Genomic DNA, 23,809 nt, shown 5'->3' with positions numbered 1-23,809 from the left:
CCTTCGGTTCGGTCAGCAAGGGGGAAAAGGCGCATGGTACGCTAAGCTTTCATTCGCAGACGCCACCCACCCGGAAATGGTTAATTTTGCAACACTGTCGCTTTTCCGGCCATCGGCAAGTCCCCCTCGGCGGCGCACGAATACTCCTAGTACAATAGGGAAAAACTTCACGCAGGCATCAAACTGGCGCCCGCCCTGGCATTACGCCACTTTGCCCCCACCTGTGATGCAGCCCCACCGACTATCCGTTTCACCTACTGAAGAGATCCCATACCGCATGAGCACATTTGAAAAAGTCAGCAGCAACTTCATTCCAGTCTTGCAGGCAACCATCGAGCAATATGTCGAGCCAGCAACGGGCATGCGCCATATCCACATGCATACCGAGCAGGCTGAGATGGTGTTCCTGGTGGCCTTTCCCACTGTGCCTGAAGTAAGCGACGGGCGCGCCCACATTCTCGAACACCTGGCCTTGTGCGGCTCGTCGCGCTACCCGGTGCGCGACCCCTTCTTCTCGATGCTGCGCCGCTCGACGGCCACCTTCATGAATGCGATGACCTATCCGGACCGCACCGTGTACCCGTTCGCCAGCACCGACCGCAAGGATTTCTTCAACCTGCTCGACGTGTACCTGGATGCCGCCTTCTTCCCCAACCTCGATTACCTGAACTTCCGCCAGGAAGGCTGGCGCCATGCGTTCGAAGGCGACAAGCTGGTGTACCAGGGCATCGTCTTCAATGAAATGAAGGGCGCCTTCAACAGCCCCATGCGCGCGCTCGACAGCGGTATCGCCAGCACCTTGCTCAAGGGCACGACGTATGAAGTGGAATCGGGCGGCGATCCGCTGGTGATCCCGGAACTCACGCATGCCATGCTGAAAGAATTCCACGCCAGCCACTACCACCCTTCGCAAGCCGTGATCATGACTGCCGGCAATATCGAAGCGTCGGCGGTGCAGGAACAAGTGGCCGAACGCGTGCTGTCAAAACTCAGCGGTTTCTCCGAACGCCGCCTGCCGCAGCTGGCGCCCGCCTGGACCGCGCCGCAGGAAAACATCGTCAAGATTCCGTCGCAGGAAGCGCGCGACGATGAATTCGGCCTGCAATTCGCCTGGTTGATGGGCGAGTCGAGCGATCCCATCGCCTACTACCACGCGCATCTGCTGTCGCACGGCTTGCTGGGCGAATCGTCGGCGCCCGTCATGCGCGCCATGGAATCGGCCGGCTACGGCCGCCCATCGGATATGAATGGCCGCGACGCGGGCATCCGCCAGATGGTGTTCCACATCGGCATGGAAGGTTTGACGCAGGAACAGATCGCCGACGCGCACCAGCGCATCTGGACGGCGCTGGAAGAGACGGCGGAAGAGGGCATTCCCGCCGCCGTGCTGCACGCGGCCTTGCGCGACATCAAATACAGCCAGCGCGAAATCAGCAGCGGCCGCATGCCGTATGGCCTGGGCCGCTTGCTGCACGCCTTGCCGCTGGCCATGTATGGCGGCGACGTGATGGACGCCTTCGACAATGCGGCGATTTTGGAAACGCTGGAACAGCAGATCGAAGACCCTGAATTCTTCAAGCAGCTGGTGCGCGAGCTGATCGCCAATCCGACCCGTTTGACCACCCACGTGGTGCCCGACAGCGCCTATTTTACCGACCGCGCCGCGCAGGAAGACGCCAAGCTGGCGGCCCTGCAAGCGCGCTTGACGGATGCCGAGCGCGAGCACATTGTCGCCGAGTCCGCCGCGCTGGAAGCGCATCAGCAACTGCCGTCGAATTCGGAAGTGCTGCCGCGCATCCGCCCCGGCGACGTCAGCGCCGCGCCGCGCCCGGCCCTGCCGATTCCCCCGGCCGTCGACGGCGCCGTGGCGTTCAGCATTGCCTCGAACGGCATCAGCTATGCCAACGTGCTGTACGACGTGTCGAGCTTGCCGGAAGCGTCGTGGCCCTGGCTGCGCCTGTACACGGACCTGGCGCCGGAACTGGGCGTGGGCGACATGTCGTTCGACGACGCCAGCGCCTGGCGCCAGAGCATGGTGCCCTCGTTCCACATCGGCCTGGAAGCCATTCCCCGCCCGCAGCAAGCGATGCGCGTGGAATTGTCGTTCTCGGCCAGCGGCTTGCGCGAAGAACACGCGGCCATTGCCGCCGTGCTGTCGGCGTGGATCGCCAAGCCCCGCTTCGATGAAGAAGAGCGCCTGGCTTTCCTGATCGAAAGCCTGGTGCAGGACAAACTCTCCAGCCTGGCCGAATCGGGCAACCGCTACGCCATGCTGGCCTCGGCAGCACCGCTGTCGCCCACGCGCCGCTTCGACGACATCGTCGGCGGCCCGGCCGCACTGCCGTTCTACCGCCGTTTGCAGCAGCTGAGCAAAACCTCGGCAGGCTTGCAGGAAATCGCCCGAGAACTCGATACCTTGCACGCGCACATCATCGCCCAGCAGCCGACCGTGCTGTGCGCGGGCCTGGAGCACGATGGCATCACCCTGGCCCGCTTGCTGGAATTGCCGGCGGCCAGTACGCAGGCGGCAGCACCAGCCACTGATGTCGCACCGGCCGCATTGCCGCTGGCCAACACGGCCCTGCATGCGACGAGCCAGATCAACCATTGCTTCGTTTCCTGGGCCGTGCCTGGCGTGCACAATCCGGACGCTGCGGCCCTGGCCGTGGCCGCCGAACTGATGACGAATCAGGTGCTGCATACGGCCCTGCGCGAAAAAGGCGGCGCGTATGGCGGCAGCGCCAGCTACGCGGCCGGCGCCGGCACGTTCACCCTGAGTTCCTACCGCGATCCGCGCCTGGCCGGCACGTTCGCCGACTTCGGCACGACGCTCGACCAGATCCTCGACGGCGACTTCTCGCAAGAGCAGGTAGAGGAAGCCATCATCTGCGTCATCAAGGGCCTCGACAAGCCGCACTCGCCGTACGCGGAAGCGCTGACGGCGTGGAACATGCAGCAGCGGGGCACGACGGAAGCCGTGCGCCAGCAGTTCCGCACCGGCGTGCTGAACTGCACCTTGAGCCAGATCAAGGATGTCACGCGCACCTGGCTGAAAAACGGCCAGCAAAGCCGCGCCGCGTTTGCGGGCAACACGACGCAAGACCTGGCCGGGCTGGACGTGGTCGATTTGCTGGCGCTGGCCAGCTAAAGCTTAGGTTTAACAGTCGGGTAGGTCGGATTAGCGTGGCGTAGCCGCGCGTAATCAGACACCACCACCGGCCAACAATATTGTCGGATTACGCGGCGTACCGCCGCTAATCCGACCTACGCTGCTATTGCGGTATTGAATTCGCTTCCATATACATCAACTCCCATTGATGCCCATCAAGATCCTGGAAACTGTGGCCATACATGAAGCCGAAATCCATCGGCTCCTTGTAGATGCTGCCGCCCGCCTGGACGGCTTTTGCCACCAGGTCATCAACTTCGCCGCGGCTCTCGGCCGACAAACACACGAGCACTTCCGTCGCCACCGTGGTGTCGCACAGCTGCTTGGGCGTGAATTGCTTGAATTTATCGTGCGTCAACAGCATCACGAAGATGTCGTCGGCAACGATCATGCAGGTCGCCGTTTCATCCGTGAAATGGGCATTGAAACTGAAGCCCAGCGCCGTGAAAAACGCCACGGAACGCTCGAGCGACTGGACGGGCAGATTGACAAAGATTTTGCGGGCCATCATGTCTCCTTGTAGGTCGAATGAGTACATCGTGCCCGCCAATTCTACACCGGCTTTTTACGCGCCCGCGCGTCCCACGGTCTTCGGCGCGTAGCCGAAATAACGGCTGAACGCGGTGCTGAAATTGGCCGGATGGCGATACCCCGTTTGCCAGCCCGCCTGCGCCACCTGACACCCATTTTCCAGCAGTAACTTTGCCCGCTGCATGCGCAGCGCCAGCAGGGTGCGCTGCGGGCTGTCGTTGTAGCGGTAGCGCCACCCCTGCTTGAGTTTGAACAAACTTAACCCTACTTGCGCGCACAGGTAATCGAGCGTGAGTGCCTGCGCCATCTGTTCCTGCATCAGCGCGTGGACACGCTCCAGTTTGATGATGTCGGCCTCGGACCAGCGCGGCACAAGAACGGGTGCCGGCCGCAGTGCCCGCAACTGCTCCGCCAGCAGGCTGAGCACGCCGATATGCACGGCCAGCGGGTCCGTCGCGCGTAGCAGCGCGCGCGCGTGCAGGGCGGCAGTGGGTGTGGTGGCCGCATGCGCCAACTGGCGCGCACCGCCGTTGGGCAGCAAGGAAGTCAAGCCTTCCGGCCAGTAGCGCGCCAGCGCGTCTTCGCCGACCAGCACGCGCAATTGCGCCGCCCGTTGATTTGCCTCAAAACGGCGCTCGCCGCTGACGTGGTGAAACGCCGTCACCGTCGTATGCCCGCTCCGGAAATGCAATTGCCCGCCATCGCGCGTGGTGTAGCCGGACGCGCCTTCCAGGCCAATGGTAATGACCAGGCCGCCCCCGTCGTCATGCTGCGATTGCTCGACGAGCGCAAGGCGCGGACGGTAATCGGAATGCACCAGCAGCACGCCCTGGTCGACTTGCCGCTGGTCGGCGCGGCACTCTTTCAACCCCGGGTCCAGCTGGCGCCGCGTCCAGCCTGCCGCTTCCCTGTCCTGTCCTGCCATCGCTCCTCCCTGTCCCTGCGCACCGTTACGCATACGAAATGCGCCGTGCCGCATACAAATGCAAATGATAATTATTCTCATTGTTGCATAAAATGACGCTGATGCCCACCTCGCCGAAAGGAAGATCATGTCATTCGATACGCAACACGCCTTGCAACCGTACTGGGACCTGGCCGTCGCTCCCGTCCAGGCCGATGGACTGGCCGCCGCCCTGGAACTGGGCATTTTCGAGGTACTGGCCACGCCGCACACGCCGGCGCAACTGGCCGACGCCCTGTCGCTGCATGCGCCACACACGGCCTTGCTGCTCGAATTACTCTGGAGCATGCAGGTGCTGGAACGCGACGAGGGCGACGCAGATGCACAGCGCTACCGCTGCACGGCCACCACCTTGCAATATTTCTGCCGCGACTCTGTTGCCTTTTGCGGCGACGCCTGGCTGTACCGGCTGCACGCGCTGCGCCATTTCGCCACGCAGCTGAACACGCTGGTGCGCGAGGGCGGCAAGGCGGCGCCGTACAGCGCGGCAAATGGGGTCAACTGGGCCGTTGCCGCACAACAGCAGATCGGCCAGGAGCAACGCGCCGTCACCATGCGCGCGGCCCTGTCCGTGATGCAGCGCATCGCCCCGTTTGCAGACGGCAACACGGCGCTGCGCCTGCTGGACGTGGGCGGCGGTCCGGGCTGGGTGGCCATTGCGCTGGCGCAAGCCCACGCGGGCGTGCAGGGCTGCGTTTTCGACTGGCCGGAAACGGTGGCCGTGGCGGCCGCGAACATCGCCCATGCGCAATTATCTGATCGCCTGGAGACCTTGGGCGGCGACCTGGACCGCGACGACATCGGCGGCGATTACGACCTCATCTGGTGCTCGTCCGTGCTGCATTTCGTGCCCGACATGGCGCGCGCCTTGCGCAAGATGCATGCGGCGTTAAAACCCGGTGGCGTACTCGTCTGCGTGCAGGCGGAAATCGCGCCGACGCCCTTGGATGCGGCGCGCGTGCTGCCGTATTACTTGCCGATGCGCATGCTGGGCCGCACGGTGACACGGCAGGGAGAATTGGCGCAGCTGCTGCGCGACACGGGCTGGCGGCAAGTGGAACAATACAGCGCCAGCGATTTCCCCATGGCCCCCGTGCAAGTGCTGATTGCGCGCACTTGAATTGCAGGCGTTTTATGTCGCCCCATTCTGCAGCGACTCGATGATCAGACCAGCCAGCCGCTCGACGGGCGGCCTGGACACCGTTGAGGCACGCAGCAGTTCCAGCGACAGCGGGGGCAGGGCGGGTAAGCCCGCGTCCACATGATCGAGCGCGCACACGGTCGAGGGCAGGCCGTACGCCGTGCGCACCGTCACGCCCAGCCCGGCGGCCGCCGCCGCCCACAGGCCCGCCAGGCTGGGACTGGTAAACGCCGTGCGCCAGGCGATGCCGGCCCCATCGAGCGCCTGCGTGGCGCAGCGCTGGAACAGGCAGTCGCGGTCAAACGTAATCAAGGGCAAAGGCTCGCCCGATTCGGGCCGCCAGGCCAGGCTGGACGAGGCGATCCAGCGCATGGACGGTTCGGCAATATGCTGGCGCTGCTGCGGCGGATATTCGGCCACGTCGGCGATGCAGGCGCCGCCCCACAGCAGGGCCAGGTCCAGCTGGCCCATGGCCAGGCCTTGCATCAAGGCCGTGTTGCGCGCCACGTGCGCCTCGATGCGCACTTTCGGATGCGCGCGCGCAAAGCGCCCCAGCACATCGGGCAGCAAGGCTTCGCCAAAATCCTCCTGCAGGCCCAGCCTGATCCAGCCTTCCAGTTCCGCGCCGCGCAAGGCGACGGCCGCCTCGTCATTGAGTTCCAGCAGCCGGCGCGCATAGCCGAGCAGGACTTCGCCGGACGGCGTCAGCGCCAGCCCCCGGCCATCCTTGCGGAACAGGGGCATGCCCGCCTGCTCCTCGAGTTTTTTCAGCTGCGCGCTGACGGCCGAGGTGGAACGGCCCACCTTGTCGGCCGCGCGGGCAAAGCTGCCCAGCTCGATGCCAGCCACATAGCTGCGCAAGAAGGCGATGTCGAAATTCAGCAGGCTCATGGGGAAAATGCAATCGTCCAGTTTTATGGGATGGTGTAGCGTAAATTATCTGATATTCAGAACGATCGTACTGCGCAACACTGTCAGGGTCAACCACTTTTCCCTCCCTGCCATGAGCACCAGCTGCCAAGCCATTCCTGTTCCCGTCACCACGCCCGCGCTGGGCGACGCCCACCGCTGGAAAGTACTCGCCGTCGGCGTGGCGGCCAACGCCAGCTTTTCCGCCGCCGCCAACGGCATGCCCACCACGGCCATCTGGCTGCGCAGCGGCTATCACCTGAGCAATACGCAACTGGGGGTGGCGCTGGGCGCCATGGGCCTGGGCGTGGCCCTGACCGAATTGCCATGGGGTATGGCCACCGACCGCTGGGGCGACCGCCCCGTGCTGCTGACGGGCTTGCTGGGCACCATGCTGGCGCTGCTGGCCTTGCTGCTGTGGATCACGCCCGCTGACGGCTCCGTGCCGCCCTTATGGGCGCTGGCGGCGGGGCTGGCGCTGGTCGGCGTGCTGGGCGGCAGCGTGAACGGTGCCAGCGGCCGCGCCGTGATGCGCTGGTTCGGCGCGGGCGAACGGGGTTTCGCCATGAGCATCCGCCAGACGGCCGTGCCACTGGGCGGCGGCCTCGGCGCCCTGATCTTGCCCAGCCTGGCATCGCGCTACGGCTTCATGCCCGTGTTTGGCGCCCTGGCCCTCGTATGCGGCCTGTCGGCGTTTTTTACGTGGCGCTGGATGCATGAGCCAGATTTCTCTGCCGAGGCCGCCACGGGGCCGCACAACGCGTCCAAAAGCCTGTCCGGGATCAAGCCACCGCCACCGTTGCGCAATCGAAAGGTCTGGCGCATGGTGGCGGCCATCGGCTTGCTGTGCGTGCCGCAGTTTGCCGTGCTCAGCTATGCCACCGTCTTCCTGCACGACCATGGCCGCCTGGGCCTGGCGGCCATCACGGCCGTGATGGTGGCCCTGCAGGCGGGCGCCATGGTGATGCGCATCTGGAGCGGACGCCACACGGACCGCCACGCGAACCGGCCCGCCTACCTGCGCGGCTCGGCCCTGGTGGCGCTGGCGTCATTCATTTTGCTGGGATGCATCGCCTGGACGGATGCGCCAGGCTGGCTGCTGATGGCCGCCGTGGTGGCCGCCGGCATCGCCGTGTCCGCCTGGCATGGCGTGGCCTACACGGAGCTGGCGACGGAAGCGGGCGGCGCCAACGCGGGCACGGCCCTGGGCATGGCGAACACAGCCGTCTACGTGGGACTGTTCCTCACGCCGATGGCCATCCCGCACCTGCTGGCGGCCAGCAGCTGGCCCGTCGTGTGGTGGCTGGCGGGACTGGTGGCGCTGCTGACCTGGCCGCTGTTTCCCAGGGCTCAGGGCAGCGGCGAAATGCGATAGATGCAGCGCATCGCGTTCGTCAGCACATGCTGCTCGCGCACGATGCTGGCGTTCGGCCCCACCACTTCCTGGAACAGCTGCAGTTCGGAGCGGCAAAAGCCCTGGCAAGTGCGCGCGGCCGCGCAGATGGGGCAGTGGTCTTCGATCAGCAGCCAGTCGTCGCCGTCCGCTTCCACGCGCGCCATATAACCCTCTTCATCGCGCACGGTGGCCAGTTGCTGCAAGCGCGTGGGCAAGTCCGGCGCCGAGCACGCCAGCGCGTACGCGCTGCGGCTTTCCTCTTCGCGCTGCGTGATCAATTTGTCCAGCCCCGCCTCGCCGAACAGCTGGCGCACCGAGCCGATCAGCTTGATCGTCAGCTGCGCATGCGTGTCGGGAAAGCGCGCATTGCCCGCTTCCGTCAAGACCCAGTTCTGGCGCGGCCGGCCGGCGCCCGCCTGCGCTTCCTGGCGCCCTTCGATCAAGCCCGCCGCCACCAGCTTTTGCACTTGCTGGCGCGCCGCCTCGCCCGTCATGTCCAGGGTCTTGGCCAGGGTCGCCGTGGAGACGGGTCCCTTGGTCTTGATGAAATACAGGATGCGCTCCGTCGTCTGCGGCGCTTCGCTATTATCCAAACGTTTACTTGTGTAATTCATTTCGCTCAACTATCATGGGGCCAGTTAACCAACTAATTGCTTGCATAATAGGCCGGTAGCTCCCCGCTGTCGAGGAGTTTCCACGTCCGCGTGCCGGCAAGACACTTTCTTGGACTGGAATCCCATGCAGCTGCAGCACTCCATTTGGCTGTTTCACGCCATCCTCGCCACCGGCCTGGCCACCTGGCTCACCCTGGCCGCCATCAACAACCTGCACGCCTTCCACGGCTCCGTCTGGGCCATCGGCAACACCATGCGCATGGATCCGCTGCGCATGGACCCGACCATCCAGACGCCGCTGCTGCGCCGCGCGCTCACTTCATTGACCTTGCACCGGCTCTCGCTGGGCGTGGTGCTGGCGCTGCAGCTTGCCGCCGCCATCGCCGCCTGGACGGGCGTGGCGCTGTTTTTCGGCGGCGGCCTGGCCGCCGGCTTGCCCTGGCTGAACCTGGCCTTGTGCGCCATGGCCGCCTTTTTGCTGCTGATGCACCTGGGCGGCCTGTGGTTCGGCTACTGGATCGCGCAGGAAGGCTTGCAGACGACACACCTGGTGCTGCTGCTGTGGACCCTGGCGCTGTTTTTCACCTTCAACGCGCAGCGGACCTGATCAGCCTCCGCTGCGCCTCTGTCTTTTTGTACTGCTGTAAAGGACTGCATCATGAATACGAAAATCGTCGGCGCCTCCGCGCTGGCCATCGCGCTGGCCGTCGCCGGTGCCGCGCTGTACCCGCGCGCTGCATCACAAGCCGCTACGCATGCGGCCGATGCCACCGCCTCCCCGGCCACCAAGGTGGCGCTGGTGCCCGTCGTGCTGGGCACGCAAGAGCGCTTTTTTGCCGGCGTGGGCGAACTGGAAGCGGCGCGGCAAGTGCAGGTGGCCGCCGAAACAGGTGGACGCATCACGCAGATCCGCTTCGAATCGGGGCAAACCGTGGCAGCTGGCGCCGTGCTGGTACAGCTGAATGACGCCCAAGAACAGGCAATGCTGCTGCGCCAGCGCGCGCAGCTGAAGAATGCGGAAAGCAGCCATGCCCGCACGGCGCAGATGGTGAAGGAAAAGGCGGCTACGCAGGAGCAACTCGACAGCGCCCTGGCCGCGCGCGACGCGGCCCTGGGCGACGTGCGCCAGACGGAGGCGCTGATCGCACAAAAAACCATCCGCGCGCCGTTTGCGGGGCAGCTGGGCATCCGCAAGGTGCACGCGGGACAGTACCTGAACGCGGCCGATACGGTGGCCAGTCTGATCGACACGAAGTCGCTGCTGGTGAACTTCGCCCTCGATGAACAGAGCAGCGCGAAACTGGCGCCGGGCCAGGCCGTGCAAGTGCTGGTGGACGCCTATCCGGACGACGTTTTTACAGCGAAGATCAACGCCATCGACCCGCTGATCGACCGCTCGCGCATGGTGCAGGTGCAGGCGGCGCTGACCAATCCGCGCGGCGCTTTAAAAGCGGGCATGTACGCGAATGTGCGCGTGGCGCGCGAAGCGGGCCGGCAGCTGACGGTGCCGGAAACGGCGGTGACCTACAGCGCCTATGGCGACACGGTGTTTGTGGCGCAGCAGGAGGGCAAGCAGCCGCTCACCGTCAAGCGCGTGGGCGTGAAACTGGGCGAGCGGGCAGGGGGACGCGTGGCCATTATCGACGGCTTGCGCGAGGGGCAGCGCGTGGTCGCTTCGGGCCAGCTGAAACTGGCCGACGGCATGGCCGTGCAGGCCGTGGCCAACACCCTGGACGAGGCCAAGCGCGCCGCGCCCAAGGCCGGCTCGTAAGAGGAGCACGCGACCATGAAATTTACCGATCTATTCGTGCGCCGCCCCGTGCTGGCGCTGGTGATCAGCACCCTGATTCTGATGCTGGGCGTGATCGCCCTCCTGCAGCTGCCGATCCGCCAGTACCCGATGCTCGAATCATCGACTATCACGGTCAAAACCACGTATCCGGGCGCCTCGGCGGAACTGATGCAGGGTTTTGTCACGCAGCCGATCGCGCAAGCCGTGTCGTCGGTGGAAGGCATCGATTACCTGACCTCATCCTCGGTGCAGGGCAGCAGCACGGTCACCGTGCGCATGGAATTGAACCGCGATTCCACGCAGGCGTTGACGGAAGTGATGGCCAAGGTCAACCAGGTACGCTACAAGCTGCCCGAAGGCGCTTTTGACCCCGTCATCGAGCGCTCGGCCGGCGATTCCTCGGCCGTGGCATACGTCGGCTTTGCCAGCGAGAGCGTCTCGGCGCCCGCGCTGACCGATTATCTGGCGCGCGTGGTGCAGCCGATGTTCGCCACCATCGACGGCGTGGCGAAAGTCGACGTGTATGGCGGCCAGCAGCTGGCCATGCGGCTGTGGATCGACCCGGCCAAACTGGCGGCGCGCGGCTTGACGGCCGCCGACGTGGCCGACGCCGTGCGGCGCAATAACTACCAGGCGGCACCGGGCAAGGTGAAGGGACAATTCGTCGTCTCTAACATCAGCGTCAACACGGATCTGACCAGCGTGGCGGAGTTCCGCGACATGGTCATCCGCAAGGGTGGTGATGAAAAGGACAGCGCATCGCTCGTGCGTTTGAAGGACGTGGGCACGGTGGAACTGGGCGCGGCCGCCACGGAAACGAGCGGCATCATGGATGGCGTGCCGGCCGTGTATCTGGGCCTGTCGCCCACGCCGGGCGGCAACCCGCTGGTGATCGTCGACGGCATCAAAAAACTGCTGCCCGAAATCCAGAAAACCCTGCCGCCCGGCGTGAAAGTCGAGCTGGCGTTCGAGACGGCGCGCTTCATCCAGTCGTCCATCGAGGAGGTGGCGCACACCCTGCTCGAAGCGCTGCTCATCGTCGTCATCGTCATCTATTTGTGCATGGGTTCCTTGCGCTCCGTGCTGATTCCCGTCGTGACGATCCCGCTGTCGATGCTGGGCGCGGCGGCGCTGATGCTGGCTTTCGGCTTCAGCATCAATTTATTGACCTTGCTGGCGATGGTGCTGGCCGTGGGCCTGGTGGTCGATGACGCCATCGTCGTGGTGGAAAACGTGCACCGGCATATCGAGGAAGGCAAGACGCCCGTAGCCGCCGCGCTGGTGGGCGCGCGCGAAGTGGCCGGTCCCGTGATCGCCATGACGATTACCCTGGCCGCCGTGTATGCGCCGATCGGCATGATGGGGGGACTCACGGGCGCGCTGTTCAAGGAGTTCGCGCTGACCCTGGCCGGCGCCGTGGTGGTGTCGGGCGTGGTGGCGCTGACCTTGTCTCCCGTGATGAGCTCTTTGCTGCTGCAACCGAAACAATCGGAAGGGCGCATGGCGCGCGCCGCCGAGCATTTCTTCGAAGGCTTGACCACGCGCTATGCGCGCCTGCTGGACCGCTCGCTGCACCACCGCTGGCTCAGCGCCGGTTTCGCCGCGCTGGTGATGGTGAGTTTGCCCTTTTTGTACCTGCTGCCACAGCGCGAACTGGCGCCAGCGGAAGACCAGGCCAGCGTGCTGACGGCCATCAAGGCACCGCAGCACGCCAACCTCGATTACGTCGAACGTTTCTCCTACAAGCTCGATGATATCTACAAAAATATCCCCGAAACGGCGTCGCGCTGGATCATCAACGGCGGCGAAGGCCCCGCGTCGAGCATCGGCGGCATCAACCTGACGCCGTGGGCCGAACGCGCGCGCAACGCGGCCGTCATCCAGGCCGAATTGCAGCACGCCGTGGGCGACGTGGAAGGCACCAGCATCTTCGCCTTCCAGCTGGCGCCCCTGCCCGGATCGAGCGGCGGCTTGCCCGTGCAGCTGGTCTTGCGCAGCGCGCAGGATTACGCCACGCTGTTCCGCACCATGGAAGACGTCAAGCAGCGCGCGCGCACAAGCGGCCTGTTCGCCGTCGTCGACAGCGACCTCGATTACAACAACCCCGTGGTGAAGGTGCGCGTGGACCGCTCCAAGGCGAACAGCCTGGGCATCCGCATGCAGGACATCGGCGAATCGCTGGCCGTGCTGGTGGGCGAAAATTACCTGAACCGCTTCGGCATGGATGGCCGCGCGTATGACGTCATCGCGCAAAGCCCGCGCGAACAGCGACTCACGGCGCAAGCCCTGACGCAGCAGTACGTGCGCGCCGACGATGGCAGCCTGCTCCCGCTGTCCGCCGTCGTCTCGGTGAGCGAACAGATCGAGCCGAACATGCTGACGCAGTTCAACCAGCAAAACGCGGCCACCTTCCAGGGCGTGCCGGCGCCGGGCGTGACCCTGGGCGACGCCGTCACCTTCCTCGATGGCGTGGCGAAAACCCTGCCGCCCGGCTTCAGCTACGACTGGCAATCCGATGCACGCCAGTTCGCCACGGAAGGCAATGCGCTGCTCTTGGCCTTCCTGGCGGCCGTCGTCGTCATCTACCTGGTGCTGGCGGCCCAGTACGAAAGCCTGACGGACCCGCTGATCATCCTGATCACGGTGCCGCTGTCGATCTGCGGCGCCCTGATTCCGCTGGCGCTGGGCTACGCCACCGTGAACATCTACACGCAGATCGGCCTGGTGACCCTGATCGGCTTAATCAGCAAGCACGGCATCCTGATGGTGGAATTTGCCAACGAATTGCAGGTGCATGAACAGCTCGACCGCATCACGGCCATCCGCAAGGCGGCGCAGATCCGCTTGCGCCCGATTTTGATGACGACGGCCGCGATGGTGGTGGGCCTGGTGCCGCTGCTGTTCGCCTCGGGCGCGGGCGCCAACAGCCGCTTCGGCCTGGGCGTCGTGATTGTCTCTGGCATGTTGATCGGCACCTTCTTCACCCTGTTCGTGCTGCCCACCGTGTACACCTTTTTGGCCCGCCGCCACACGGCCGACCATGCCACGCCGCGTGCCCGCGATTTGTCGCAGGCGCTGAAGGAATCCCCATGAAAAAGTACCGCTATCTCGTCTCCCTTTTCCCCGTGCTGGCCGGCTGCGCCGTCAGCCCCGCCTACGTCACGCCGGGCACGCCCGACATCGCCCTGGCCAGTCCGCAGCAAGCGCAATTCGCACCTGGTACGGGCGCCGTCAGCGAGACCGCGTGGTGGACGTTTTTCGACGATGCGCGCCTGTCGCAACTGATCGCCAGCGCACTCGAACACAACCTCGATATCGCCCAGGCGCAAGCGAATCTGCTGGCCGCGCGCGCCATCTTCGACGAGCGCCGCCTCGATGAATTGCCCACTGTCACGGGCCAGGCGGGCTGGCAGCGCCAGGTGCGGCAAAACACCCCCGATAGCCGCACCGCCAGCGCCAGCACGCGCGTGGGTTTCGACGCGCAATGGGAGATCGACCTGTTCGGCCGCCTGGCGCATATTTCCCGCTCGGCGCAGGCGCGCGCCGACGCGGCGCAGGCGGACTTGCGGCAAGTGCAGCTGACGATCGCCGCCGAGGTGGCGCGCAATTACTACGAGGCGCTGGGCTACCAGCAAAACCTGGCGCTGACGCAGGCGCAGGTGCAAAGCTGGCGCGATACGGTGGCCCTGACCGACGCGCGCATCCGCGCCGGCAGCGGCTTGCCGGAAGAACGTCACAACGCGCTGGCCAACCTGGCGCGCAGCGAGGCGGCCTTGCCGCCGTTGCAGGCGCTCTTGCGCCAGGCGCAGTACCGGCTCGATGTGCTGAGCGGGCAGGCGCCGGGCGCCATCGCGCTGGCCACCACGCCGCGGCAGCAGGCGCCGCTGGCGGGCCAACTGCCGCTGGGCGACGTCAACCAGTTGATCAAGCAGCGTCCCGACGTGGTGCGCGCCGAGCGCCTGCTGGCCGCGTCCAGCGAAGACGTGGGGGCCGCCACGGCCGACCTGTATCCGCGCCTGAGCCTCGGTAGTTTCCTGGGCTTCTTTGCCCTGCGCGGCAGCGGCGTGTTCGACGGCGGCGCGCGCGCCTTTGAGGTGGCACCAATCGTCAGCTATCCGGCCTTCCGCCTGGGCAGCGTGCGGGCACGCTTGCGCGGCACGCAGGCCGAGGCGCAGGGCGCGCTGGCGCGCTATGAGCAAACGATGTTATTGGCGCAGGAAGACGTGGAAAACGCCGTCACGCAGCTAGCGGAAAACCAGACGCGCCTGGCCTCCCTTCTGGAATCGGCGCGCCACGGCAATGCGGCGCTCGGCATCGCCAGCACGCGCTATCAGGGCGGTGCCGGCAGCTACCAAGCCGTGCTGGAAAACCAGCGCGCCTTGTTCGATATCCGGCGCGAAGCACTGCTGGCGGAAACGGCATCCTACATCGATGCGATTGCCCTGTACAAGGCACTGGGATGGGGGCACACTATGTGATCTTTTTAGCTCGGAAAGGCACGCGATGTTCACGCAAGGCAGCTGGCTCAATCCACCGGAAAATTTCACCCGCGACGCGGCGCAACTGCGCGTGACGACCGATGAAAAAACCGATTTCTGGCGCAAGACTTCGTATGGTTTTATCCGCGACAGCGGCCACTTTTTCGGCACGGAAATCGGCGGCGATTTCACGGCGCAGCTGCACGTGGCGGCGCAGTACTCTTCGCTGTATGACCAGGCCGGCATGATGGTGCGCATCGATGCGGAAAACTGGATCAAATGCGGTGTCGAATTTTCCGACGGCCAGCTGCTATTGAGCACGGTATTCACCTTGGATAAATCGGATTGGGCCGTCAGCATCGCCCCCGCCATGCCCGATGGTTTCTGGCTGCGCGTGACGGTGGCGCAAGGCGTGATCCGCGTGCAGTATTCCACCGATGGCCAGCGCTGGCCGCTGCTGCGCCTGGCGCCGTTTCCCACGGCATCGCGCTACCTTGTCGGCCCCATGTGCTGCACGCCGGAACGTGGTGGCCTGGAGGTGGTTTTTTCGCAGTTTTCCATCGCTCCGGCGCAGCAAAAAGACTTGCATGATTTGAGTTAAATTAGACCACCCACGTTTCGTGCAGATGGCGCCACAGCAGGGCGCCAGTGGATGTTTTGTCATACACGACGGTTGACAGGCGCTCGGTGTTTTCTCCCCCCGGCAGCGACTGGCATTCGCGGTAGGACACGGTGGCGCCGGCCACGCTTTCCTGGACTAAAACGAGGTCGGAAAGCCGCATCTGCAAACCCGGACGGCTGCCGCCGGCGGCGCGGAAAAACGTAGTCAAGCCGGCGTGATCGAGCTGCTTGCCACCGGGCGCCACCATCGTGAAAGCGGGTGAAAAATGCGCCAGCAATTCAGCGCAATGTACTGGCGCCGCCGCCTCGCCGGAAAGCCAGTCGCGGATCAGCACATGCGTGGATAAGACGTCGTCAAAATAAGGATTTGTAGCGTTCATTTTTTGCTTGCTCCATGGTGATGTAAAAGGTCGAGAACGGCGCGGTTGTCGATGCGCGCGCACAGCGCCAGAGGCAGCACGCACGAAGCTGCGGCGAGGGCAAAACACCAGTGAAAAACCTGCACCGCGCGCGCGTGCTGGGCGGGGTCGTCCAGCGTCGACATTCCGTGCGCCGCCAGCAAGCCATTCAGCAGTACGCTGAGCAGCGCCACGCCCAGGCAAAAGCCCAGCTGGCGGTTGATATTCCACACGGCGCTGGCCTGGCTCAATTGCCCGTCCGGCGTGCGCAAAAACGCCGTGCTTTGCGCCGTGCTGCTGCACAAGCCGCCGCCAAAACCCATCACGGCATACGCGCCCGCCAGCCAGAATAACTGGCCCGCCGCATCCACGCGCAGCAGCATCAGCATGCCCGCCGCCTGCAGCAGCGCACCGGCAATGAACAGCGGTTGCGGACCCACGCGGCGATAGCTTTTGCCGGTCAGTGAAATGGCCGCAAACGAGGCCAGCGCCCACGGCAGCATCAGCGCGCCCGCCGTCGATGCCGACATGCCCAGCACGCCCTGCAGGTACAGCATGGCCAGCAGGCTCACGCCCATGAAGACACCGGGCACCAGCAAATACATCAGCATGGCAATGCGCAACAGCGGTTCGGCGGCCAGGCGCAGGTTCAGCAGCGGCGTGGCTTTGCGCAAGGCGCCGCGCACGTAGGCCCAGGCGCAGGCGGCACCCAGCGCCAGCACGCCGGCGCCGGCCGCCAGCTCGCCCGGTGTGCCCAGCATGGTCAGGCCCAGCAACAGCAAAAGGATGGCTGTGCTGCCCGCCAGCAAGCCGCCCACGTCGAGGCGGGGCACTTGCGCGCGCGGCGGGTCGGGACGCAGCCAGCAGGCGGCCAGCAGCAGCGCCAGCGCGGCGAAGGGCACGTTCAGATAGAAAATCGCGCGCCACGACAGGCTGTCGACGATCACGCCGCCCAGCGCAGGCGACAGCGCGGGCGCCAGCAAGCCCACCAGCATGATGACGGAGGACAGGCCAGGGCGCTCGGCAGGCTGGTACAGCTGGTAAGTCATGCTTTGGCCCAGCGGAATGAGCAAGCCGCCCCCCAAACCCTGCACGCAGCGCCAGACGATCAGCGCCTCGATCGAGGGCGCCAGGCCGGCGCCGATGCTGGCGCATAAAAAAGTTAGCAACGATGCCATAAACACGGTTTTGCTGCCATAATAGGCAGCCAGCCAGGCGCTGGCGGGGATGACGATGGTCAGGCCGAGAATGTAGCCGGTGCTGATCCAGGCCAGCTGCGCCACCGAAGCGTGCAGGGCATGGCCGATGTCGGGGTAGGCGACGCTGGTGATGAACATGTTGATCAGGTCGACGAAAAACCCCAGCAGATAGATGGCCGCCACTTTTTTGCGATAGTCCATGGTGCTCCGAATGGCAAACGGCCAGCTTAAGCGCCACAGGCCATTTGCGTAACGGGCCAGCCCCGATTACACTGTCAAAGAAATTTTGACAAACCTCTACAACCCGCATGCCTCCTCATTCTTATTTATGATCAGTCTTGACCGCTTGGGTATTTTCATCGCCATCGTCGACGCCGGCTCGCTGACGGCGGCCGCCGCCGTGCTGGGCCAGAGCAAGGCCGTCGTCAGTTTTAACTTGAAACAGCTGGAGGCGGAGCTGGGCGTGTCGCTGCTCACGCGCAGCACGCGCAGCCTGGCGCTGACCGACGTGGGACGGCGTTTTTACGAAGATTGCCAGCGCGTGCTGAGCGAAGCGCACGGCGCCATCGAGACGGCGCGCCAGGGCCAGCAGGGCTTGCGCGGCACCCTGCGCCTGACCACCACCGTCGAATACGGCGGCCGCACGGTGATCCCCGCGCTGATCGCGTTCGCCGCCGCCCATCCGCAACTGCAGATCCAGCATTCCTCGTCGTCCTCGCATGAAGACCTGATCTCGGGCCGCTACGACCTGGCCATCCGCATGGGTTCCCTCAACGATTCGAGCTACCGCGCCGCGCTGATCGAACCGTATGCGATCTGGCCCGTCGCCTCGCCCGCCTACCTGGCCAGCCTGCCCGCCAGGGACATCGCCACCTTGCCCGACTTGCAGCGCGCGCGCTGGCTGGCGCACAGCCGCCTGGCTTCGCCGCTGCGCTGGGAGGTGCAGACACCGGACGGCGCCGCCACCTTCGCCGCGCAGGACGACGCCGCCATCCATTCCGACTCCGCCTCGGCCCTGCTGGGCTTTGCCTTGGGCGGCTGCGGCGTGGCCCTGCTGCCGCAGTGGCTGGTGGAGGCGGACGTGCGCGCGGGACGCCTGCGCCGCCTGCTGCCCGACGTCGTGTTCCCGCAGCAGGGCGTGTATGCCGTGTATCCGAACACCCAGCATATTGCGGAAAAGGTGCGCGCCTTTATCGACTTTTTGCGCGCTTTTGTGGGCACGCCGGACTGAGATTTCACTTCGTCAATACTTGATAAACACAACGATTTCCAAGGGGCAAACGGGCGCCCCTTTCGCTTGACACGGCCTACACTGAAAGGACGTTGTTCACCGATTGGAGACCATCATGGCACATACATTGGCAGCAGTTTTCGCCGTGCGCGACATGGCCGAGCGCGCCCGACACGACCTGATCACGGCGGGCTTCCCCGGCGCCAGCATCCGCCTGCACGATGCGGGCAGCGACGACTTTTCCACCACGGCAAACATCCGCCGCGACGACAGCGATAATCTGCTCGACAACATCAAGCATTTCTTTACGGACCTGTTCGGCAGCCACGCCGACCGCCACATCTATGCGGAAGCCGTGCGGCGCGGGCATGTCGTGCTGACCCTGGAAGGGGCGAGTGACGCCGATATCCAGCGCGCCACCGACCTCGTCGAGCGCTATGCGCCGCTCGACATCGATGCGCACGCCGACCACTGGCGTGCCGGCGGCTGGCAAGGCGCGCCGCAACACGACAGCGCGATGCGCCAGGGCGCCAGCATGCAGTCCGGCGCGCCATCGCAGCAGGGCACGTCCGCCAGCAATATGAACGAGGCGCCAGGGTCGCAGCAGTTTGCCAGCGACATGGGGTCGCCGCCGCCGTCCGGCACGGGCGCCAACGTGCGCCGCTATCCGGGCGCCGAGAACCTGCCCGGCACCAGCTACGACGACGAGCAGTATTACCGCAGCCACTGGAGCGCCACCTATGTCGCCACCGGCGCGCGCTTCGAGGACTACGATCCCGCCTACCGCTATGGCCATTCCATGGCCAACAGCGACAGCTACCGGGGCCGCCCATGGGACGAGGTGGAAGCGGACCTGCGTTCCACGTGGGAGCACACGTATCCCCAGTCCGCGTGGGACAACTTCAAGGCGGCCATCAAGCATGGCTGGGAGCGCGTGACCTCCTGACGCGCGCTGAGGGGGTTGCTCCCCTCAGCGTCCCTCGTGCGTGAGCTTGAGGAAGTGGTTCAGGATGTGGAAGTGGTCTTCGAAGAATTGCTCTTCCATGGCCGGCAGCGAGGCCACGGGCACCCACTGCGCCAGCGCCGCGTCGTCGGCCGCCGTCACGGCCGGCAGCTGGCGCGTCTTCAGGTCAAAATAATGCGCATGCGTGATGGTGCGCCCGCGCTGGCTGCGGTCCGGGTGGTCAAACACGGCCACGCCGACCAGCGCCTCGACGAGGGTGGGCGCCAGCACGCCCAGCTGGGTTTCTTCCGCCAGCTCGCGCAGGGCGCCCTGCAGCAGACGCTCGCGCGGCTCCAGGAAGCCTCCAGGCAAGGCCCACAAACCCTTGCCCGGATAGCCGCCGCGGCGCACCAGTAAAACGTGGCCCCCCGTCTGCACCAGCGCATCGACGGTGCAAAAGATGGGCGCATACGGCGCCACTTTCCAGCGCGCCTTGTACGCTTCGATGGCGCGGTGTTCCTGCACCAGCGGCGCGTACCACGGCAGCAAGGTCCACGCTTTGACATACTGGCCGATGGCCGCCGGCAGCAGCTGCGCCACGGCGCTCAGCGACACGTCCACGTCCTCGGCCTCGAACAGCACGTTGCGGATGGCCGTCGCGCCGATCGGTGCGCCAGGGTCGATCTCCAGGTTGAGCAACTGCCAGTGCGGGAAGTGGTGCAGGTAATAACTGGTGGCGTCCTTGAAGCAGGCCACCAGGGCGATGCGCTGCGCCGCGGGCACGGCACCCGCCACGGCGCGCCGCACGGCGTCGGCCCACAAGCCATCGTCGTAGTAATCGCGCACGGCCACGTAATGCACGCGCGCGCGCTGATCCTCGGACAGGGTGGCGGCGATCATGGCGGCCCGTTCCTGCCACGTAAACGGGTTCTTCGGGCTGCGCGCATGGAAGGCGGATCCGAGCACCACCACCACCTGGGTGGCGGTGCCCAGCGCCTTCCGCAGCAAGCCCGCATGGCCATTGTGAAAAGGCTGGAAGCGGCCGATCAGGATGGCCGCGTCAGCGGAATAGGTAAGGGTCATGCGTCGTCTCCGGTAGGGTAGTGGGCGGCGATCGGCAATTGACGCCCGCTGCCAAAGGCGCGCGAACGCACGCGGATGATGGGCGCCGCCTGGCGCCGTTTATATTCGTTGCGGGCGACCATGCCGAGGATGCGCCGCACCAGTGCCCTCCCGTCGTCCGTCTCGCGCAGCTGGTCGACCAGGGTCAGTGCTTGCGCGCTTTCCTGCGCCGGCAAACGCCGTCCCTCGATATGCCATTTGAGGATTTCATCGAGCACCGGGTACGGCGGCAGGCTGTCCGTGTCGCGCTGGCCCGGCGCCAGTTCCGCCGACGGGGGTTTATCGAGCACGGCGGCGGGGATCAGCTCGCGCCCGGCGCTGGCGTTGATGTGGCGCGACAGGGCAAACACCTCGGTTTTATACAGGTCGCCGATCAGGCCCAGGCCTCCATTCGTGTCGCCGTACAGGGTGCAGTAGCCGACCGAGATTTCACTCTTGTTGCCGGTGGTGAGCAGCAGGGCGCCAAACGCGTTCGAGTACTCCATCAGGATGGTGCCGCGCACGCGCGCCTGCAAATTTTCCAGCGGCAGCCCCTGCAGCTTGCCGTCGAAGGCCTCCGCGTAGCCGGCCTCGTACTGCGCCACGATGTCGCGTATCGGATGCGTGGTCAGGGCGATGCCCAGGTTGGCGCACAGGGCGACGGAATCGGTGACGGAGCCGGCGCTGGAAAAGACGGACGGCATGGTGATGGCCGCCACGTTGTCGGCGCCCAGCGCCTCGACGGCCAGGGCCAGGGTCAGCGCCGAATCGATGCCGCCCGAGCAACCGACGACGACTTGCGTAAAACGGCAGCGGCGCGCGTAGTCGCGCAAACCGAGCACGATCTGGCGCCGTGCAAATTCGACGGCGGGAATGCCGTCCGGGTCGGGCACGGGGAAGGGCTGACCATCGGGCCGCGCGAAACGGCCATCGGCAAAGCGCAGCAATTGAAAATCCTCGACGAAGCGGGCCGCCTCGAATTGCACGCCGAGGGTAGGAGACATGGCGAACGAGGCGCCGTCGAACACAAGTTGATCCTGGCCGCCCACCTGGTTGACGAACAGCAGGGGCAAGTTGACGCGTGCGCAGGCGGCGCCAAACACGGCGTGGCGCTGCGCGCGCTTGCCGATGTCGGACGGGCTGGCGTTGATGCTGACGATGAGATCTGGCCGCGCCGCATGCAGGGCCTCAAACGGATTGACGGCGTAGGCGCGGCCATCGTCGTTCCAGCCATCCTCGCAAATCATGAAGCCCACCTTGCAACCGGCGATAGCGAGGGTGCAGGCGCCGGGAGGACCGGGCTCGAAATGGCGGCCCTCGTCGAAGATGCCGTACGTCGGCAGCAGCTGCTTGTAGTATTCGGCGACGATGCGCCCGTCGCGCATCGCCAGCAAGGCGTTGTACAGGGGCTTGCCGACGCCGGGATTCGGGCGCGCCGTGCCGATGACGGTGACCAGTCCGGGCCAGCGCGTGGACGCCTCCAGCAGCTTATTCAGCGCCCGCTGCATGGCGCGCAGGAAGGCGGCGTCCTCGAACAGGTCGCCCGGGTAATACGCGCACAGCGACAGTTCGGGGCACACCAGCAGGTCGGCGCCATCGGCGCTGGCGCGGGCCATGCGCGCGGTGATGGCGGCGACATTGGCGTCGAAGTCGCCCACGGTGGGATTCATCTGGGCGAGGGCGATGGTCAGCATGGTGATCCTTCAATTGGTTCCGCTTGAAACCACTATCCTGCCTGAAAAATTTTCTGAGCGTACTGATGCAATCGTGCAAGCCTGCCGCTCCAGTCCCTACAAAGTCTTCAGCCAGGCCCGCAAGCGCATGCGCGCATTCGCATATGGCGACGAAGTATTGAATTGGATCATGCGTCCCATCGTGTAATGCGTGTACCAGGGCTGGCCATACAATTGCGCGTCGTCATGCGCGTCGATCAGCGCCAGCAGCTGGTCTTTCGCCTGTTCCAGGCGCTGCAGCAAGTCGTCCATGCTGAGGTCAGCATAGTCCGCATAGAAGCGCTGCGCCAGTGGACCCAGAGCGTTCCACGTGAAACCTTCGGCGGGAAAGGCGATGTCCTCGATGCGTTTACCGTCGCGCAGCTGCGCGTGCCAGTGCAGGACCAGCTCGTTCCATCCCACCAGATAGGCGAGCAGATCACACACGCTCATGCGCGTGCCCTTCACTTGGCCCTCCAGCACGGGATCGCGCGCCAAGGCCGGTGGCACGCGCGCCAGCTCCTGCGCCAGCTTGGCGTACGTGGTGCTAATCGCCTCGACCAGTTCCTGCTTGCTGTTCGGAATGGCCATCACGCCGCCTTCACGACAGGCAAGCCGGCCGCCTGCCAGTCGTCGTAACCGCTGCCCAGACGGCGCGCAGGCAAGCCGTGCTGGCGCAGGGCCGCCACGGCTTGCACGGACAGCACGCAATACGGACCGCGGCAGTAGGCGGCAATTTCTGCGTTCGCGGGCAATTCGCCGAGACGGCGCTGCAAGTCGTCAAAAGGAATATTGATCGCACCGGGCAAGTGCCCGGCGGCAAATTCCTGCGCGGGACGCACGTCGAGCACGGTGATGCTGGCTTCCTGCAAGCGCGCCAGCAACTCGTCGCCCGTGATCGCTTCCACGTGGTCGCCCCGGCTCAGCGCCTGCAATTCGCTGCGCTGATGCTGCGCATACAGCTCCAGCGCAGCCAGCAGTTGTACGATGGGGCCGCTACCGAGCCGGTACAGCACGCGCTTGCCGTCGCGCCGCGCCTGCACGAAGCCGGCGCGCCGCAACTGCTGCAAATGCTGCGAGGTATTCGCCACGGACAGGCCCGTCAACTCCACCAGCTGCTCCACCGCAAATTCACCGTGCGCGATCTGCTTGAGCAGGTGCAGACGCGGCGCGCTGCCTAAAATATGGGCAAACGCGGCGGAACCGGCAAGCACTTCAATATCAGCATTTTTCATTGACACGATGCTAGCACCCTTATAACATTCAAGCAATTAATTGAATGTTAGGAGCGGCAATGCAAATACTCTGGCTCGATGCCCTGGCGATCGGCGTGGGCGCGACGGCGGTGATGGATGTGTGGGCGGTGGCCTTGAAACGCTTCTGGTGCATCCCCTCGCTGAACTTTGCGATGGTGGGGCGCTGGCTGGGCCATCTGCCGCGCGGCACCTTGAGCCACGTCAACATCGCCCAGGCGGCGCCCGTGCGCGATGAGGCCATCCTGGGCTGGACCGCCCATTACGTGATCGGCGTGTTGTTTGCGGCCGTGCTGCTGGCGCTGGTGGGACAGGAGTGGGTGCGCCAGCCGACGTTCGCGCCGGCGCTGCTGGCGG

The 23,809-nt window shown here is 65.3% G+C and carries 21 protein-coding genes; 11 read left to right on the top strand and 10 right to left on the bottom strand.

Translation table 11 applies throughout. From position 1 onward, the window contains the following. Positions 1-277: 277 nt before the first annotated feature. A complete protein-coding gene (locus K0F86_RS09540) occupies positions 278-3,148 on the top strand; it encodes an insulinase family protein (RefSeq protein ID WP_219134157.1) in 2,871 nt (956 codons plus the stop codon). 124 nt (positions 3,149-3,272) lie between these two features. Here K0F86_RS09540 and K0F86_RS09535 read toward each other — a convergent pair whose 3' ends face one another. Both K0F86_RS09535 and K0F86_RS09530 read right to left on the bottom strand, forming a co-directional pair. After that, the gene (locus tag K0F86_RS09535) at positions 3,273-3,677 is read right to left on the bottom strand and encodes a VOC family protein (protein WP_219134156.1); all 405 of its coding nucleotides are present in this window, start codon (positions 3,675-3,677) and stop codon (positions 3,273-3,275) included. Between the two features lie 57 nt (positions 3,678-3,734). After that, positions 3,735-4,625 carry an AraC family transcriptional regulator gene (locus K0F86_RS09530; RefSeq protein WP_219134155.1) on the bottom strand — a complete coding sequence of 297 codons (891 nt, stop codon included), beginning with the start codon at positions 4,623-4,625 and terminating at the stop codon, positions 3,735-3,737. Between the two features lie 127 nt (positions 4,626-4,752). On the opposite strand from K0F86_RS09530, the gene K0F86_RS09525 reads away from it, so the two are divergent. Continuing rightward, on the top strand, positions 4,753-5,784 hold the full coding sequence (locus tag K0F86_RS09525) for a methyltransferase domain-containing protein (RefSeq protein WP_219134154.1): 1,032 nt from the start codon (positions 4,753-4,755) through the stop codon (positions 5,782-5,784). Positions 5,785-5,796: 12 nt separating this feature from the next. Here the strand turns inward: K0F86_RS09525 and K0F86_RS09520 are convergent, their stop codons facing one another. Beyond that, the gene (locus K0F86_RS09520; protein WP_219134153.1) at positions 5,797-6,696 is read right to left on the bottom strand and encodes a LysR substrate-binding domain-containing protein; all 900 of its coding nucleotides are present in this window, start codon (positions 6,694-6,696) and stop codon (positions 5,797-5,799) included. Positions 6,697-6,808: 112 nt separating this feature from the next. Here K0F86_RS09520 and K0F86_RS09515 point away from each other — a divergent pair, with 112 nt between their 5' ends. Next, complete coding sequence (locus K0F86_RS09515; RefSeq protein WP_219134152.1) at positions 6,809-8,089, top strand: MFS transporter; 1,281 nt, start codon at positions 6,809-6,811, stop codon at positions 8,087-8,089. Here K0F86_RS09515 and K0F86_RS09510 read toward each other — a convergent pair. Then, positions 8,065-8,724 (bottom strand): metalloregulator ArsR/SmtB family transcription factor, encoded by a 660-nt coding sequence (locus K0F86_RS09510; RefSeq protein WP_219134151.1) that lies wholly within the window; start codon positions 8,722-8,724, stop codon positions 8,065-8,067. The two genes, K0F86_RS09515 and K0F86_RS09510, sit on opposite strands and share 25 nt — an antisense overlap. 124 nt (positions 8,725-8,848) lie before the next feature. On the opposite strand from K0F86_RS09510, the gene K0F86_RS09505 reads away from it, so the two are divergent. The 5 genes from K0F86_RS09505 to K0F86_RS09485 are packed head-to-tail and all read left to right on the top strand — an operon-like array spanning position 8,849 to position 15,595. Then, a complete protein-coding gene (locus K0F86_RS09505) occupies positions 8,849-9,331 on the top strand; it encodes a DUF2165 family protein (RefSeq protein WP_219134150.1) in 483 nt (160 codons plus the stop codon). Positions 9,332-9,382: 51 nt separating this feature from the next. Next, on the top strand, positions 9,383-10,495 hold the full coding sequence (locus K0F86_RS09500) for an efflux RND transporter periplasmic adaptor subunit (protein ID WP_219134149.1): 1,113 nt from the start codon (positions 9,383-9,385) through the stop codon (positions 10,493-10,495). Between the two features lie 15 nt (positions 10,496-10,510). Continuing rightward, the gene (locus K0F86_RS09495; RefSeq protein ID WP_219134148.1) at positions 10,511-13,609 is read left to right on the top strand and encodes a MexW/MexI family multidrug efflux RND transporter permease subunit; all 3,099 of its coding nucleotides are present in this window, start codon (positions 10,511-10,513) and stop codon (positions 13,607-13,609) included. Next, positions 13,606-14,994 (top strand): efflux transporter outer membrane subunit, encoded by a 1,389-nt coding sequence (locus tag K0F86_RS09490; protein WP_219134147.1) that lies wholly within the window; start codon positions 13,606-13,608, stop codon positions 14,992-14,994. The genes K0F86_RS09495 and K0F86_RS09490 overlap by 4 nt, the downstream gene beginning before the upstream one ends. Before the next feature lie 25 nt (positions 14,995-15,019). Then, positions 15,020-15,595, top strand: coding sequence for a DUF1349 domain-containing protein (locus K0F86_RS09485; protein ID WP_219134146.1), 576 nt, complete (start codon positions 15,020-15,022; stop codon positions 15,593-15,595). 1 nt (position 15,596) lies between these two features. Here the strand turns inward: K0F86_RS09485 and K0F86_RS09480 are convergent, their stop codons facing one another. After that, positions 15,597-15,995, bottom strand: coding sequence for a DUF4440 domain-containing protein (locus tag K0F86_RS09480; RefSeq protein WP_219134145.1), 399 nt, complete (start codon positions 15,993-15,995; stop codon positions 15,597-15,599). Further along, positions 15,992-17,413: an MFS transporter gene (locus K0F86_RS09475; RefSeq protein WP_219134144.1), complete on the bottom strand. Its 1,422-nt coding sequence runs from the start codon at positions 17,411-17,413 to the stop codon at positions 15,992-15,994. Before K0F86_RS09475 ends, K0F86_RS09480 begins: the two co-directional genes overlap by 4 nt. Before the next feature lie 127 nt (positions 17,414-17,540). On the opposite strand from K0F86_RS09475, the gene K0F86_RS09470 reads away from it, so the two are divergent. Both K0F86_RS09470 and K0F86_RS09465 read left to right on the top strand, forming a co-directional pair. Further along, positions 17,541-18,443: a LysR family transcriptional regulator gene (locus tag K0F86_RS09470; RefSeq protein ID WP_219134143.1), complete on the top strand. Its 903-nt coding sequence runs from the start codon at positions 17,541-17,543 to the stop codon at positions 18,441-18,443. Positions 18,444-18,558: 115 nt separating this feature from the next. Further along, positions 18,559-19,389: a hypothetical protein gene (locus K0F86_RS09465; RefSeq protein ID WP_219134142.1), complete on the top strand. Its 831-nt coding sequence runs from the start codon at positions 18,559-18,561 to the stop codon at positions 19,387-19,389. 24 nt (positions 19,390-19,413) lie between these two features. Here the strand turns inward: K0F86_RS09465 and K0F86_RS09460 are convergent, their stop codons facing one another. The 4 genes from K0F86_RS09460 to K0F86_RS09445 all read right to left on the bottom strand — a co-directional run bounded on the left by K0F86_RS09460 (position 19,414) and on the right by K0F86_RS09445 (position 23,434). Beyond that, positions 19,414-20,469 (bottom strand): bifunctional nicotinamide-nucleotide adenylyltransferase/Nudix hydroxylase, encoded by a 1,056-nt coding sequence (locus K0F86_RS09460; RefSeq protein ID WP_219134141.1) that lies wholly within the window; start codon positions 20,467-20,469, stop codon positions 19,414-19,416. After that, positions 20,466-22,181 (bottom strand): NAD+ synthase, encoded by a 1,716-nt coding sequence (locus K0F86_RS09455; protein WP_219134140.1) that lies wholly within the window; start codon positions 22,179-22,181, stop codon positions 20,466-20,468. The genes K0F86_RS09460 and K0F86_RS09455 overlap by 4 nt, the downstream gene beginning before the upstream one ends. A 96-nt stretch (positions 22,182-22,277) precedes the next feature. Continuing rightward, positions 22,278-22,790: a ClbS/DfsB family four-helix bundle protein gene (locus K0F86_RS09450; RefSeq protein WP_219134139.1), complete on the bottom strand. Its 513-nt coding sequence runs from the start codon at positions 22,788-22,790 to the stop codon at positions 22,278-22,280. Further along, positions 22,790-23,434, bottom strand: coding sequence for a metalloregulator ArsR/SmtB family transcription factor (locus K0F86_RS09445; RefSeq protein WP_219134138.1), 645 nt, complete (start codon positions 23,432-23,434; stop codon positions 22,790-22,792). Before K0F86_RS09445 ends, K0F86_RS09450 begins: the two co-directional genes overlap by 1 nt. 59 nt (positions 23,435-23,493) lie before the next feature. Between K0F86_RS09445 and K0F86_RS27430 the strand changes: the two genes are divergently transcribed. After that, positions 23,494-23,809 (top strand): DUF2938 domain-containing protein (locus tag K0F86_RS27430; protein ID WP_257572063.1); only part of this gene is annotated, 316 nt, incomplete at its 3' end.

The sequence above is a fragment of the Janthinobacterium sp. UMAB-60 genome (assembly GCF_900095235.1).
Lineage (GTDB): Bacteria > Pseudomonadota > Gammaproteobacteria > Burkholderiales > Burkholderiaceae_D > Janthinobacterium.
This window is presented reverse-complemented; position numbering and strand designations above follow the sequence as displayed.

Bases quoted from the DNA above. Each gene is read 5' to 3' on its own strand.
- K0F86_RS09455 (WP_219134140.1), bottom strand. From the start codon at position 22,181: ATGCTGACCATCGCCCTCGCCCAGATGAATCCCACCGTGGGCGACTTC.
- K0F86_RS09470 (WP_219134143.1), top strand. From the start codon at position 17,541: ATGATCAGTCTTGACCGCTTGGGTATTTTCATCGCCATCGTCGACGCC.
- K0F86_RS09530 (WP_219134155.1), bottom strand. From the start codon at position 4,625: ATGGCAGGACAGGACAGGGAAGCGGCAGGCTGGACGCGGCGCCAGCTG.
- K0F86_RS09525 (WP_219134154.1), top strand. From the start codon at position 4,753: ATGTCATTCGATACGCAACACGCCTTGCAACCGTACTGGGACCTGGCC.
- K0F86_RS09510 (WP_219134151.1), bottom strand. From the start codon at position 8,724: ATGAATTACACAAGTAAACGTTTGGATAATAGCGAAGCGCCGCAGACG.
- K0F86_RS09450 (WP_219134139.1), bottom strand. From the start codon at position 22,790: ATGGCCATTCCGAACAGCAAGCAGGAACTGGTCGAGGCGATTAGCACC.
- K0F86_RS09475 (WP_219134144.1), bottom strand. From the start codon at position 17,413: ATGGACTATCGCAAAAAAGTGGCGGCCATCTATCTGCTGGGGTTTTTC.
- K0F86_RS09445 (WP_219134138.1), bottom strand. From the start codon at position 23,434: ATGAAAAATGCTGATATTGAAGTGCTTGCCGGTTCCGCCGCGTTTGCC.
- K0F86_RS09500 (WP_219134149.1), top strand. From the start codon at position 9,383: ATGAATACGAAAATCGTCGGCGCCTCCGCGCTGGCCATCGCGCTGGCC.
- K0F86_RS09460 (WP_219134141.1), bottom strand. From the start codon at position 20,469: ATGACCCTTACCTATTCCGCTGACGCGGCCATCCTGATCGGCCGCTTC.
- K0F86_RS09505 (WP_219134150.1), top strand. From the start codon at position 8,849: ATGCAGCTGCAGCACTCCATTTGGCTGTTTCACGCCATCCTCGCCACC.
- K0F86_RS09480 (WP_219134145.1), bottom strand. From the start codon at position 15,995: ATGAACGCTACAAATCCTTATTTTGACGACGTCTTATCCACGCATGTG.
- K0F86_RS09520 (WP_219134153.1), bottom strand. From the start codon at position 6,696: ATGAGCCTGCTGAATTTCGACATCGCCTTCTTGCGCAGCTATGTGGCT.
- K0F86_RS09535 (WP_219134156.1), bottom strand. From the start codon at position 3,677: ATGGCCCGCAAAATCTTTGTCAATCTGCCCGTCCAGTCGCTCGAGCGT.
- K0F86_RS09515 (WP_219134152.1), top strand. From the start codon at position 6,809: ATGAGCACCAGCTGCCAAGCCATTCCTGTTCCCGTCACCACGCCCGCG.
- K0F86_RS09465 (WP_219134142.1), top strand. From the start codon at position 18,559: ATGGCACATACATTGGCAGCAGTTTTCGCCGTGCGCGACATGGCCGAG.
- K0F86_RS09490 (WP_219134147.1), top strand. From the start codon at position 13,606: ATGAAAAAGTACCGCTATCTCGTCTCCCTTTTCCCCGTGCTGGCCGGC.
- K0F86_RS09540 (WP_219134157.1), top strand. From the start codon at position 278: ATGAGCACATTTGAAAAAGTCAGCAGCAACTTCATTCCAGTCTTGCAG.
- K0F86_RS09485 (WP_219134146.1), top strand. From the start codon at position 15,020: ATGTTCACGCAAGGCAGCTGGCTCAATCCACCGGAAAATTTCACCCGC.
- K0F86_RS09495 (WP_219134148.1), top strand. From the start codon at position 10,511: ATGAAATTTACCGATCTATTCGTGCGCCGCCCCGTGCTGGCGCTGGTG.